The organism is Quadrisphaera granulorum, assembly GCF_003149145.1.
GTDB classification, from domain to species: Bacteria; Actinomycetota; Actinomycetes; order Actinomycetales; family Quadrisphaeraceae; genus Quadrisphaera; species Quadrisphaera granulorum.
Genome location: NZ_QGDQ01000001.1, coordinates 432,481 through 444,920 on the forward strand (window position 1 = coordinate 432,481; position 12,440 = coordinate 444,920).

At 73.3% G+C, this 12,440-nt stretch carries 13 protein-coding genes; 7 read left to right on the plus strand and 6 right to left on the minus strand.

What is annotated here, in order from left to right:
* The first annotated feature begins 189 nt into the window (after nucleotides 1–189).
* The 3 genes from BXY45_RS01995 (at nucleotide 190) to BXY45_RS02005 (ending at nucleotide 4,075) form a co-directional block, all read left to right on the plus strand.
* Nucleotides 190–1,905, plus strand: coding sequence for an ABC-F family ATP-binding cassette domain-containing protein (locus tag BXY45_RS01995; RefSeq protein ID WP_109772571.1), 1,716 nt, complete (start codon nucleotides 190–192; stop codon nucleotides 1,903–1,905).
* A gap of 76 nt (nucleotides 1,906–1,981) precedes the next feature.
* The gene (locus tag BXY45_RS02000) at nucleotides 1,982–2,548 is read left to right on the plus strand and encodes a DivIVA domain-containing protein (protein ID WP_170131260.1); all 567 of its coding nucleotides are present in this window, start codon (nucleotides 1,982–1,984) and stop codon (nucleotides 2,546–2,548) included.
* A gap of 126 nt (nucleotides 2,549–2,674) precedes the next feature.
* The gene (locus tag BXY45_RS02005) at nucleotides 2,675–4,075 is read left to right on the plus strand and encodes a family 43 glycosylhydrolase (protein WP_109772573.1); all 1,401 of its coding nucleotides are present in this window, start codon (nucleotides 2,675–2,677) and stop codon (nucleotides 4,073–4,075) included.
* On the opposite strand, the gene BXY45_RS02010 is transcribed toward BXY45_RS02005, so the two are convergent.
* Nucleotides 4,076–5,971 carry a chorismate-binding protein gene (locus tag BXY45_RS02010; protein WP_211319145.1) on the minus strand — a complete coding sequence of 632 codons (1,896 nt, stop codon included), beginning with the start codon at nucleotides 5,969–5,971 and terminating at the stop codon, nucleotides 4,076–4,078.
* 71 nt (nucleotides 5,972–6,042) lie between these two features.
* Nucleotides 6,043–7,341 carry an alpha-amylase family glycosyl hydrolase gene (locus tag BXY45_RS02015; protein WP_109772575.1) on the minus strand — a complete coding sequence of 433 codons (1,299 nt, stop codon included), beginning with the start codon at nucleotides 7,339–7,341 and terminating at the stop codon, nucleotides 6,043–6,045.
* A gap of 62 nt (nucleotides 7,342–7,403) precedes the next feature.
* Between BXY45_RS02015 and BXY45_RS02020 the strand changes: the two genes are divergently transcribed.
* The gene (locus BXY45_RS02020) at nucleotides 7,404–8,054 is read left to right on the plus strand and encodes a TetR/AcrR family transcriptional regulator (RefSeq protein ID WP_109772716.1); all 651 of its coding nucleotides are present in this window, start codon (nucleotides 7,404–7,406) and stop codon (nucleotides 8,052–8,054) included.
* A gap of 10 nt (nucleotides 8,055–8,064) precedes the next feature.
* Nucleotides 8,065–8,628 carry an SNARE-associated domain-containing protein gene (locus tag BXY45_RS02025; protein ID WP_109772576.1) on the plus strand — a complete coding sequence of 188 codons (564 nt, stop codon included), beginning with the start codon at nucleotides 8,065–8,067 and terminating at the stop codon, nucleotides 8,626–8,628.
* Here BXY45_RS02025 and BXY45_RS02030 read toward each other — a convergent pair.
* Entirely contained in the window at nucleotides 8,614–9,183 is a 570-nt protein-coding gene (locus BXY45_RS02030) for a YdeI/OmpD-associated family protein (protein WP_109772577.1), read from the minus strand. The genes BXY45_RS02025 and BXY45_RS02030 overlap by 15 nt on opposite strands.
* 106 nt (nucleotides 9,184–9,289) lie before the next feature.
* On the opposite strand from BXY45_RS02030, the gene BXY45_RS02035 reads away from it, so the two are divergent.
* Nucleotides 9,290–9,550 carry a helix-turn-helix transcriptional regulator gene (locus BXY45_RS02035; protein WP_109772578.1) on the plus strand — a complete coding sequence of 87 codons (261 nt, stop codon included), beginning with the start codon at nucleotides 9,290–9,292 and terminating at the stop codon, nucleotides 9,548–9,550.
* Entirely contained in the window at nucleotides 9,547–10,056 is a 510-nt protein-coding gene (locus BXY45_RS02040; RefSeq protein ID WP_109772579.1) for a hypothetical protein, read from the plus strand. The genes BXY45_RS02035 and BXY45_RS02040 overlap by 4 nt, the downstream gene beginning before the upstream one ends.
* Here BXY45_RS02040 and BXY45_RS02045 read toward each other — a convergent pair.
* From BXY45_RS02045 to BXY45_RS02055, 3 genes are all read right to left on the minus strand, one after another.
* Nucleotides 10,031–10,429, minus strand: coding sequence for a pyridoxamine 5'-phosphate oxidase family protein (locus BXY45_RS02045; RefSeq protein WP_245961604.1), 399 nt, complete (start codon nucleotides 10,427–10,429; stop codon nucleotides 10,031–10,033). The genes BXY45_RS02040 and BXY45_RS02045 overlap by 26 nt on opposite strands.
* Nucleotides 10,430–10,511: 82 nt before the next feature.
* Nucleotides 10,512–11,930 carry an aspartate aminotransferase family protein gene (locus BXY45_RS02050; RefSeq protein WP_109772580.1) on the minus strand — a complete coding sequence of 473 codons (1,419 nt, stop codon included), beginning with the start codon at nucleotides 11,928–11,930 and terminating at the stop codon, nucleotides 10,512–10,514.
* A complete protein-coding gene (locus tag BXY45_RS02055) occupies nucleotides 11,927–12,391 on the minus strand; it encodes an Lrp/AsnC family transcriptional regulator (protein ID WP_109772581.1) in 465 nt (154 codons plus the stop codon). The genes BXY45_RS02050 and BXY45_RS02055 overlap by 4 nt, the downstream gene beginning before the upstream one ends.
* Between the last annotated feature and the right edge of the window lie 49 nt (nucleotides 12,392–12,440).

Consider the following 12,440-nt stretch of genomic DNA (forward strand, 5'->3'; position numbering starts at 1 on the left):
GTGGGCAGGCTGACGTCAGCCTGCCCACCGTGGGGCTGCAGCCACCCGTGGACGTGACGCGGAGGTGCTTGATCGTCGCCGAGGGGGCGCTGACCTACCGGTAGAGCGTGGGGGCACTCGACCCGCGCGTGGGGCGGGGTGGGAAACCTGGGTGACGGCGCGGTGGTCCGTCGGGGAGGATCGACGCCCATGGCACACCTCGAGGTCAGCGGGATCTCCTACGACCTCCCCGACGGGCGGCCCCTCCTGCGCGACGTCGACCTGCGCGTCGGCGACGGGCAGCGCACGGCGCTCGTGGGCCCGAACGGCACCGGCAAGACCACCCTGCTGAGGATCATCACCGGCGAGCTGACCCCCACGAGCGGCGCGGTGGTGCGCTCCGGCGAGCTGCAGGTCATGCAGCAGGCCGCGGGAGCCGGAGCCCGCGAGGTGCGCGATCTGCTGCTGTCCGTGGCGCCACAGGCGCTGCGCGCCGCTTCGGCCGAGCTCGACGCCGCCGAGCTGGCGATGATGGAGATCGACGACGAGCCGACCCAGATGCGCTACGCCGAAGCCATCACCGCCTGGGGCGACGCCGGCGGCTATGAGGCCGAGGTGGCGTGGGACGTCGTGTGCGACGCCGCGCTCGGCATCGGCTGGGAGCGCGCCCGCTGGCGTGACGTCGCCTCGCTGTCCGGCGGCGAGCGCAAGCGTCTGCTGCTGGAGTCGCTCCTGCGCGGACCCGACGGCGTGCTGCTGCTGGACGAGCCCGACAACGCCCTCGACGTCCCCGGCAAACGCTGGCTGGAGGAGGCGCTGGTGGCCAGCGGCCGCACGGTGCTGCTCATCAGCCACGACCGCGAGCTGCTGGCCCGTACCGCCACCCGCGTTGCCACCCTCGAGCCGAGCGCCGCGGGCGCGGGCCTGTGGGTGCATGGCGGCGGGTTCGCCAGCTACGCCCAGGCCCGCGCCGATCGCGCCGCCCGCCTGGAGGAGCTGCGCCGCCGCTGGGACGAGGACCATGCCGCTCTCAAGCAGCTGGTGGTGACCCTCAAGCAGAAGGCCACCTTCAACGACGGCATGTCCAGCCGCTACCAGGCCGCGCAGACGCGGCTGGCGCGCTTCGAGGAGGCCGGGCCGCCCGAGGCGGCCCCGGTGGCCCAGCGCCTGGGCATGCGTCTGCGCGGGGGCAGGACGGCGAAGCGCGCCGTCACGTGCGAGCAGCTGGGCCTGACCGGGCTCGTCGCCCCGTTCGACCTGGAGCTCCACTTCGGGGACCGGCTCGCCGTCCTGGGCTCCAACGGCTCCGGCAAGAGCCATCTGCTGCGCCTGCTCGCCGGCGGCGGCACGCACCCCGAGGCCGAGCACGAGCCGGTGGGCGAGGGGCCTCCGCCTGCCCCGGTGGAGCACACGGGGACGGCGAAGCTCGGCTCCCGGGTGCGCCCGGGCTGGTTCCGCCAGTCCTCGGCGCTGCACGGGCCGCCGACCACCAGCGGCGCTGCGAGCGCCGACCCGCACGCCGGCAAGACCCTGCTCGAGGTGCTGCACCGTGGGGACGGTCGCCGCGAGGGCCTGCCCCGCGAGCCTGCCACTCGCGCACTGGACCGCTACGGCCTGGCGAAGGCCGCGGAGCAGCGCGCCGACACGCTCTCGGGCGGGCAGCGCGCACGCTTCGGTGTGCTCCTCCTGGAGCTGTCTGGTGCCACGCTGCTGCTGCTCGACGAGCCCACCGACAACCTCGACCTGGAGTCCGCCGAGGCGCTGGAGGCGGCCCTCGAGCGGTTCGAGGGCACGGTGATCGCCGTCACCCACGACCGATGGTTCGCTCGCAGCTTCGACAGGTTCCTCGTGCTCGGGGCTGACGGCACCGCCCGTGAGACCCCGGAGCCGGTGTGGGACGAGCCGCGGGTGCAGCGGGTCCGTTGACGCACGTGCGACGCGGTTGGCGCGTCGGGAGCGTGTTCGCCAGCGGCGGGTGGGGCTGCTGGGGCACCATGCTGGAGTGACCCCGGGCCCGACCTTCGAGCGAACCACCGGCTTCTCTCGCGGATACGCGGTGGAGCAGGTGGAGGAGTTCTTCGCCCGCGCCCGGGTCTCCTACGAGACGGGCGGCCCGCGCGGCGGCATCACCAGCCGTGACGTGCGAGAGGTCGGCTTCGACCTCGTGCGCCGCGGCTACGACGTGCAGATGGTCGACGCGGCCCTGGACCGCATGGAAGACGCCTTCCTGCGCCGCGAGCAGGAGGTCGTGCGGGGACGCCTCGGGGCTGACCGCGCCTATACCGAGCTGGCCGCGCGCGCCGCGACGCTGCGGCCCCGGCTCGACCGCCCCGAGGGAGACCGCTTCGACCGTGCCGACCCCGGCCAGCACGGCTACGACCCGTTCGAGGTGGACGAGCTGTGCGATCGCATCGGCGCCTGGCTCGACGGCGAGCACGGCCTCGGCCACGACGACCTGCGCCGCGCCGTCTTCACCACCCGCCGCGGCGAGCACGGCTACGCCGAGCACCAGGTGGACGCCTACATCGACCGCGCCGTCGAGGTCATGGCCGCCTCCGCCACGGTCTGAGCGCTTCGCGGAGATCTTCCCGGGCTCCTGAGCTGCGAGCCACTGCTCCACACGGGTGAGTCGCGGCGGCAACGCTCAGGTTCTGCGCACCCACACGGCCCAGCTGCCCTGCGGTGAGGCGGCCCGGTGGCCGACCACCAGGTCGTGGCACGCCTCTCCCGCACCGTCCCCCGTCGCCTTCGCGTGTTGGCGGCTCTCGTCGCCGCGTTCGTCGTGGTGCCCGCAGGGGCAGCCGCTGCCTTGGACGGCAGCGAGACCCGGGCTCCGGAGATCAAGAACAACTGGACGGTGCCGGGCGAGGTCTGGCAGGGCGACTTCGCCGATCCGATGGTCACGCGCGTCGGCGACACCTACTACGCCTACGCCACCAACACCGCCGGGCGGTACGTGCCCGCGCTGACCAGCACCGACCTGGTGACGTGGCGGGCCCGCCCGACGTACAGCCAGGCCGGGCCGCCAGGCAAGCCCGGGTACTCCGTGGCCTCCGACGCGTCGATCCCCGCCGAGTTCCGCGCGCAGAGCTGGTCGGACTGGGACAAGTTCAACAACAACGACGTCCTCGTCCAGCCCGCCTCGTGGGGTCTGAAGACCTCCGACGGGCCGTGGGTCCGCACCGAGTACTGGGCGCCGTCGGCGTTCCAGATCGGCGACACCTGGTACCTGTACTCGGCGGTGCGCGTCGGCGCGACCCGCTTCTGCATCACCATGGCGACCGGCCCCGGTCCGCTCGGGCCGTTCCGCGACACCACCACGGGCCCGGTCCAGTGCCAGCCGGTGGAGACCGACCCCGACGGGTCCATCGACCCGGCCGGTTACCACGACCCGGCCACCGGCAAGGACTACCTGCTGTGGAAGGCCCTCGGCAAGGTCAACAGCCACCCGAGCGCGCTGATGTCGGTGGAGCTCGGCGGTGACGGTCTGCCGAAGCCCGGGGCGCCGTGGACCACCCTGCTCACCACCCACGAGGGCGGCTGGGAAGGCACGACCATCGAGAACCCCTCCATGGTCAGCTACGGCGGTACCACCTACCTCTTCTACTCGGCCAACCACTGGGGCACGACAGACGCCGCGGGCCGGAGCAACTACGCCACCGGCTACGCCATCTGCCCTCAGGGACCGACCGGCCCGTGCGCCCGGCCCGACGAGAAGCCGCTGCTGTCCAGCAACGGCACGGCACAGGGCCCCGGCGGCTCGGCGGCCTTCCTCGACGCCGCCGGCAACCTCCGCATCGCCTCCGCCACGTACTTCCTCGGCGAGGACAGGGTCGGCGAGGCCATCCGCCACCCGCGTCGCCTCAGCATCGGCACGCTGGCCCGTGCCGCCGACGGCCGCCTGTCGGTGGTGGCTGGCACAGCGCCGGTAGGGCCCTGGTCGCCGGTGGCGACGGCGACCCGCGCCCAGGACACCACGGCGCAGCCGGCGCCCCCGGCCGCGAAGGCGCCGGCGAAGGCACCGGCCAAGAGCTCGGCGAAGAAGCCCACCAAGAAGCCGTCCGTCAAGAAGAAGTCCGCGGCCAAGAAGCGGTAGTCAGGCCAGCACCGCTGGGCGCCAGCCGCGCAGCGAGTTCAGCACGGCCAGGCCCTCGGCGCGGCGCAGGTCGTCGGGGGACAGCACCCGAAGGTCTAGCTGGCCCGACTCCAGCAGCCGCTCGCGCAGGATGCCCGGCAGCAGTCCGCACTCCACGGGCGGCGTCCACCAGCGCCCGTCGAGCCTCACCGCGACGTTGGAGGTGCTCGCCTCGCACACCTCACCGCGCTCGTTCGTCCACACGACCTCGTCGGGGCCGACGCCGTCGTCGTGCTCGTGATTCACCACACCGACGCGGTGCTGGGCGCGCAGCGCGTCGATCCAGCCGCGTCGGGTCGTCTTGTGGCGCGGCCACCAGTCGTCGCTGCGCACCCGCGGGGTGCCGTCGAGCACCAGCCGCACCAGGGGAGGGGACATCAGCGGGTGGGATGACGACGGCGACGGCAACGTGGCGGTTGTCACGGACAGACTGCCGTCCGGGGAGAGCTCCAGGCGCACCCGCAGCGGACCGGTCGCTGCTCCGCGCGCGTCGGCACCCCGGGCCACGGCGTCGTCGAGCGCGGCCCGCGCCGCGGCCACGTCGAGCGGAAGCCCGCAGTACGCCGCGGAAGCCTCCAGGCGGCGCAGGTGGCGGTCGACGTCCACGAGCCCGATCCCCGGGCGGTAGGCAAGGGTCTCCAGCAGCCCGAACCGGCGCTCGCGGTGTCCAAGCACCGCCGCCTTGGCGAGCACCTCCCGGTGCTCGGCGCCGGCACGCGAGCCCCAGGTCACCCCGCTGCCCGTCCCGTAGGTGATCTCTCGGTCGTTCGTCTCATCAGTGCCACCGGTCACCACGGCGGTGCGGATGGCCACCGAGAACCGCGCCGTCACCGGCTCCCCGGGAGGGGCGAGCCAGCCGACGGCACCGCAGTACACCCCGCGCGGTGACCGTTCCAGCTCCGCGATCGCCCGCATCGTCGAGGCCTTGGGTGCCCCCGTCACCGAGCCGCACGGGAACAGCGCCCGGAACAGGTCCACGGTCGAGGTGCCCTCCCGCAGCCGGCCCTCGACGGTGGAGACGACCTGGTGGACCGTGGGGTAGGTCTGCGCCGCCAGCAGTTCGGTGACCTCCACCGAGTCGGGGTCGCAGACGCGGTGGAGGTCGTTGCGGAGCAGATCGACGATCATGACGTTCTCCGCGCGCTCCTTGGCGCTGGACGCCAGGCGCTCCAGCGCGAGCGCGTCCTCGGCTGCCGAGCGGCCCCGCGGCGCCGTCCCCTTCATCGGCCGCGTGACCACCCGACGGTGATCGCCCGCATCGTGGACGGCGAAGAACGCCTCCGGGCTGGCGCTCGCCACCACGACGTCGTCGCCCCACGGTCGCAGGTCGAGCAGCGCGCCGTGGTCTCCGCGCTGCGCGCGCACGAGGTCGGCGTAGAGCGCGGCGGCATCGCCGTCGAACGGCGCCGACAGCCGCAGGGTGAGGTTGACCTGATACGTCTCCCCGCGGGCGATCCGCTCGCGCACCCCGCTGACGGCCGCGGTGTGCTCGGCCGGGGAGGTGTCCGGCGTCCAGGCGCCTGCCAACCAGCCGCGACCGCGCTCGTCGTCCTCGGCCAGGCCGTCGTCGCCACCGGTGAGCGGCGGCACCTGCTGGGGCGCGTCCACGATCGCGAACCACACCAGCGGCAGCTGCGGGTCGGCGGGGCGGGTGACGAGCGCCGGGTCGAACGCGGGCGCGGCCTCGTACGCCACGAAGCCCACCGCCCAGCGGCCCGCGGCGACGGCGGCCTGTACCTCCTCCAGCGCAGGGATCACCCGGTCGAGCTCGCGGGCGACGACGACGCGGGCGGCCCCCAGGTCGGGCCCGGCGAACAGCAGCGACCGTCCGGCCTGGAGATCGTCGGTGCGCAGCACCCCGGGATCGTGCCCCACCCACGGTGCGCGGTGTCAGCCGCCCGTGGCGGCCACCCGTATGAGCAACCGGGTCAGCCGGCCCAGAGCACCCGTCCGCCATCGTCGCGGACCACCGCGCGCGGCGTGCCGCGCAGGTCCAGCTCGACGAGCACCGCCCGGTCATCAGCGGAGCCACCGGACCGGTCGTCGCTGCGGTACGTCATGTGCTGGTTCTCCAAGGAGGTCGTCGTGGTGCGTGCTGTCGTCAACCACGGCCTCGCTCGCCGCAGCGCGAGCAGCTCGCGGTGCGCCGCCAGGATCCGGCGTCCGTCGTCGTCGAGGTCCAAGGCCGCGGGGGAGTCCGGCAGCGCGGGGCGGACGGCGTCGTCGCCGCCGGCCCGGTCCTCCTTGGTGCCCGTGGCGCCCCACTCGTCCCCGGCGTAGATCGACGGGACGCCCGCCGTGGTGAGCAGGACGACGGCGGCCACGAGCGCGCCGTCGTGGCCGACGCGGCTGGCGATGCGCGTGACGTCGTGGTTGCCGACAAACGTCTGCGGAAGCCCGGCCCCGCCGGGCTGCGACGCTGCGGCGGTCACCCAGCTCTCGTGGCGCTTGAGCGTCCAGTCCAGCTCGAAGAGGTTGCGGTCGAGCACGGCCGACCAGGTCGCCTTCCACAGCTCGTACTGCGTGAGGGAGTCGATGGTCGTGGCCTCGACCACCGCGGGGTGGTCGCCGTGGATGACCTCCCCGAGGAACCACGCCCGCGGATGGCGCTCGCGCACGCGCGGCAGCACCTCGGCCCAGAAGGCCGGGTCGATCGAGTAGGCAGCGTCGAGCCGCCAGGCGTCGACGCCGCGGTCCAGCCAGTGGCTCAGGACGTCGACGGCGAGGTCGCGCACGCGCGGGTCGCCGTGGGCCAGGCGCACCAGCGCGTCGTGCCCTTCGAAGACGCGCGGCCTCGGCCCGTCGGGCGCGTCGAGGGTCGCCGGGTCGACGTCCACCATGCCCGAGCGCAGGTCGCGCACCAGGGGGTGCTCGCGGCCCACGTGCGACAGGACGGCGTCCAGCGCCAGGCGCAGCCCGCGCTCGCGGCACGCGGTGACCAGTTGGTCGAAGACCCGATCCGCCTCGTGCCTGTCGGCGCCGCCCAGGCGCGGGTCGAGGCGGAAGTGGTCGACGACGTCGTAGCCGTGCGTGCTGGAGGCGTTCATAGGCCCCAGCAGCAGCCCCGTGCAGCCGAGCTCGGCGGCGTGGTCGAGCCAGGGCAGCAGGCGGAGGAGCCGGGGTGCTGCGGCGTCGGGGCGGTCAGCGGCGTCGTGGATGGGGGCGCCGCAGGCGCCGAGGGGGTAGACGTGCCACCAGACGGTGTCAGTGCTCCAGGACGGGTTCATGCGAAGGACCTTACTGAGTCTTACTCAGTAGTGTGACCTGAGTGTCCCCCTACGCTCGGGGCGTGCCCAGGCAGGACCAGCGGCCCCGCAGGAGGCTGTCTCCCGACCAGCGCCGCGACCAGCTGCTCGCCGCCGCGGCCGACGTCTTTGCACAGTTCGGGTTCCGTGACGCGTCCGTGGGGGTCGTTGCCGAGCGCGCTCGTGCCAGCGAGGCGCTCGTCTACCGCTACTTCGGCAGCAAGGACGGCCTGTACCTCGAGGTGCTTCGCCTCACGCTCGACGATCTCGACGCGCGGGTGGTCAGTGCCGTCGCTGCCGCGGGGGATGGGGCCACACCGCGCGCCTGCCTTGAGGCGACAGTGCTCGCCTACCTGGAGCACGTGGCCACCCACCCGCGCGCATGGGCGCTGCCGCTGCATTCCCCGGGCGCTGAGCCGCCGGGGGCCGGAGCGCTGAGGCGTGAAGCGCGCGCTGGCTACGTCGCGCGGTTGTCCGAGCTGCTCGGGGTCAGCGGTGCTGCTGTTCCGGATGCCGCCGCGACCGCCCGACAGGAGTTTGCACTGTGGGGGTACTTCGGCTTTCTCGATGCAGCCTGCCTGCGCTGGGTCGACTCGGGATGCCCCGCCACTGAGCGTGAGCAGCTCGTCGCTGCAGCGGTGGGCGCCCTGCAGGGTGGCCTTGGTGAGGGGATACCCGTCGGTCTCGGCGGGTAGCGTCGCGGGGGTGCCCGCCTGGACCGACGGCGCCCCGTTCTGGGCGCTGTTCGCCTTCTTCTTCGCTGTGGTGCTGGTCCGCACGCAGGCGACGTACTGGCTGGCACGCTTCGCGGCGACCTGGTCGGCAGGTTCCTCGGACGAGGGCGACGGCGACGCGGGTCATCGTGGTGCGGACGATCGCGGCATGGCGCGCCGCCGCCCGCGCTGGGTGCTGCGCGCGGGCGCATGGCTGCAGCGGGTCTCGGCCGGCCCGGGTATGCGCGCGATTGAGCGCTGGGGGCTGCTCGCCGTGCCTGCGTCCTTCCTGGCCACCGGCACCAAGACCGCGGTCAACGGCGCCGCCGGACTCCTGCGGATGCCGTTCGGCAGGTACACCGCGGCGATGGTGATCGGCTGCCTGATCCACGCGACGATCTACGCGACCGTCGGATGGGCCGCATGGGCAGCGGCGCTGTCGGCGGCGACGGGGTCGGCGTGGGGCGCAGCCGTCCTGGGCGTGCTCGCGGTCGCCGTCGTCGTCGTCCTGATCCGAGCACTGGTCAGGGCGCGGCGTCGCTCAGGGGTTCGTTGACCGCAGCTGCGCCAGGAGCGCCGCGATGTGGCGGGCCCGGGTCTCAGGGCGCTTGACGGTGTGCATCCGGTAGAGCCACGGGTAGCGGTCCCCGCGGGACATCGCGTCCCAGGCGGCGGCTGCCGCGGGGTCGGCGGCCAGGGCCTCGGCGAGTTCGGGCGGGGGCTGGATGGTGGCCGAGCCGGCGTAGGCGCGGTCCCAGCGGCCGTCGGCCTGGGCGGCGGCCACCTCCGCGGCGCCGCGGGGGCGCATACGCCCCGCCGCCTCCAGCGCGGCGACCCGCTGCACGTTGACCGCCGACCAGTTCGAGCGGGCGCGGCGCGGGGTCATGCGGATCGCGTAGCTGACGTCGTCGCGCTTGCTGATCTGACCGTCGATCCAGCCGTGGCACAACGCCTCGAGCACGGCCTCCTCGTAGACCAGGGAGGTGGGCTGCGTCGCGCCGCCCTTGGCGAGGGCGAGCCGCACCCCGGTGGACGTCTCGGCGTTCTCGGCGAGCCAGGCGCCCCAGGCGGCGGCGTCGGGGACGACGAGGTCGGGGAGAGGGGTGGCCACCGCAGGAGTGTGCCGGGCGGGGCTGACCGAGGGAAGCGTGTCGGGTTACCTGGACTTCATGTCGTACTTACTTGACATTGTGTCGGGTATACCCGACATTTGAGGGGTGGGAAGGACGTCGGCGAAAGGCCGCAGCAACGGAGTGCGGGCCGCCCGGGCGGTGCTGGGGCTCACCCAGGCCGACCTCGCGGCGGCAGCTGGGGTGACCCGGCAGACCGTCGTCGCCGTCGAGGCGGGCGACTACGCCCCGTCGGTCTACCTGGCCCTGGCGATCGCGGCCCGGCTGGGGCGCACCGTCGAGGAGCTGTTCGGAGAAGCGCAGGCGGAGAGTGCTGCCGGGGTGGCAGTGGGAGGGGAGCGGCGATGAGCGAGCAGGCGCGTGACGGCTGGTTCGTGAGGGCGGCGGCGCGGATCGGAGACCTGGAGAGCCCGTTCTACGAGGAAGAGCACCAGCGCGACGTCTGGAACGAGGCCAGCGCCATCGGCCTCCAGGCGCTCACCTGGCTGCTGCCGGCGGCGGCCGCGGTGTCGATCTGGGTGGGTGGCGCGGCGGCCTTTCCCTACACCTTGGTGATGCTGCTCGCGCCGGCCGTCGTCGCGTGGGTGGTGATCCTCTACGCCTGGGCGCGTGGCGTCAGCATCGTGTCGGCTCGGGGCTTCGACCCCCTGAACTGGCGGGTCTGGGCGAGCGGCGTGATCTTCGTGGCCTACGGCGCCGGACTGCTGCGGGCCGCTGGTGACGGGGTCTTCTCCCGGCCCGAGGTGTGGGGCGCGATCTTCGGTGCCCTGGTGGGTGCGGTGGCGGTGGTGGTGGCCGTGGCTGTCTCCAGGCGCCGAGAGCGGCGGCTCAGTGCAGGTGGGAGGAACTCATGACCCGGTCGACGGTGATCTCGACGACGACGCGCAGCGGGTCCTCGCGGGGCGTGCGCTCGTAGCGGACGGCGTAGCGGGCCACGGCGTCGGCGATGACCTCCGGTTCGTCGCGCACGCGTACCGGCCCCTCGAGGGTGATCCACTGCGCACGCTCGAAGGAGCACAGCACCGCCCGGCCGCCGGTGGACTCGGCGAGCCGGGCGTTGCGCACCTTGCGCGAGGTGGAGCGGGCGGTGACCCTGGCGACTCCGGTCGCCGCGTCCCAGGTGAAGCCCACGGGCACGACGTGCGCCGTGCCGTCGGGGCGGTGCGTGGTGAGGGTCGCGAGGCGGCGCTCGGTGACGAAAGCCAGGGCCGCCGGGGTCAGCTCCACGCCGCCCAGGGTGGCGGACTGCCCATGATCACGGATGGGTGGGGGGGGGCCAGCGCCCATGATCACGGACGGGCGGGGGTGGTCAGAGGAGGGACCAGGCGCGGGTGAGGACGTCGCGCAGGGTCGCCTCGATGAAGTCGAAGTCGCCCTGGTCGGCGATGAGCGGCGGCGACAGCTGGATCACCGGGTCGCCGCGGTCGTCGGCGCGGCAGTACAGGCCAGCCTCGAACAGCGCCCCCGAGAGGAAGCCGCGCAGCAGCCGCTCGGCCTCGTCCCCGGAGAACGTCTCGCGCGTGGTCTTGTCCTTGACCAGCTCGATCCCGTAGAAGAACCCCTCGCCGCGCACGTCGCCGACGATCGGCAGGTCGAGCAGCTTCGCCAGCGTCGCGCGGAACGCCGGGGCGTTCTGGTGGACGTGGGCGTTGAGGCCCTCGCGCTCGAAGAGGTCGAGGTTGGCCATGGCCACCGCTGCCGAGACGGGGTGGCCGCCGAAGGTGTAGCCGTGCGCGAACGACGTCGAGCCGTGCGCGAACGGCTCGAAGATGCGCTCGGAGGCGATGCACGCGCCGATGGGGGAGTAGCCGCTGGTCATGCCCTTGGCGCACGTGATGATGTCAGGGGTGTACCCGAGGTCGGTGCACGCGAACATCGAGCCGATCCGGCCGAAGGCACAGATCACCTCGTCGGAGACGAGCAGCACGTCGTGGCGGTCGCAGATCTCGCGAACCCGCTGGAAGTAACCGGGCGGCGGCGGGAAGCAGCCGCCAGAGTTCTGCACCGGCTCGAGGAACACCGCCGCGACGGTCTCCGGGCCCTCGAACTCGATGGCCTCCTCGATGCGGTCGGCGGCCCAACGGCCGAAGGCCTCCGGGTCGTCCCGCAGGTGCTCCGGCGCCCGGTACTGGTTGGTGTTCGGCACCCGGAAGCCGCCGGGCACCAGCGGCTCGAAGACCGCCTTCGCCGCCGGGATGCCCGTGATGGCCAGGGCGCCCTGCGGGGTGCCGTGGTAGGCCACCGAGCGGCTGATGACCTTCGTCTTCAGGGGCTTGCCGATGAGCTTGAAGTAGTTCTTGGCCAGCTTCCAGGCGGTCTCCACGGCTTCACCGCCCCCGGTGGTGAAGAAGACCCGGTTCAGGTCGCCCGGGGTGTACGAGGCGAGGCGCTCGGCGAGGTCGATGGCCGGCGGGGTGGCGTAGGACCACAGCGGGAAAAAGGCGAGCTCGCCGGCCTGCTTGGCGGCGGCCTCGGCGAGCTCGCGCCGTCCGTGGCCCGCTTGCACCGTGAAGAGGCCGGCGAGGCCGTCGAAGTAGCGATGGCCGGCGTCGTCGTAGATCCAGCAACCCTCACCCCGGGTGATCACCGGGACGCTCTTCTCCCACGCCGACTGCCGGGTGAAGTGGCCCCACAGGTGGTCGCGGGCGGCCTGGGTGCGCGGCGTCCCCGTGGGTGTCAGGCCGCCGGCCGGGGTGATGGGGGTGCGGTCGAGTGGAGTGGTGGTCATCGGGTGCCCCAGTCGTAGCGCTGCTTGATGAGCTTGAGGTAGACGAGCGTCTCGGTGGACGTGACGCCCGGGACGGCGCGGATGCGCCGCGAGAGCAGGTCGAGCAGGCGGTCGTCGCTCTCGCAGACCACCTCGGCGAGGACGTCGAACGTGCCGGCCACGGCCACCACGTACGTGACCTCGTCGAGCTCGGCCAGGGCGGCTGCGACGACGGTGGTGTCGCCGCTGCAGCGGACCCCGACCATCGCCTGCCGCGGGAACCCGACCTGCATCGGATCGGTGACGGCGACGATCTGCATGACGCCCGCCTCGAGCAGACGCGCCACGCGCTGGCGCACCGCAGCCTCGGACAGGCCCACGTCGGCGGCGATGGCGGCGTACGAGCGGCGGCCGTCCGTCTGCAGGTGCTCGACGATGCGCTTGGAGGTCTCGTCGAGGACGGGACTGGAACGGGCGACCATGGGACGCGAGAATGGTCCCGATTGACCGAGATTACAAGAGGATGCGACG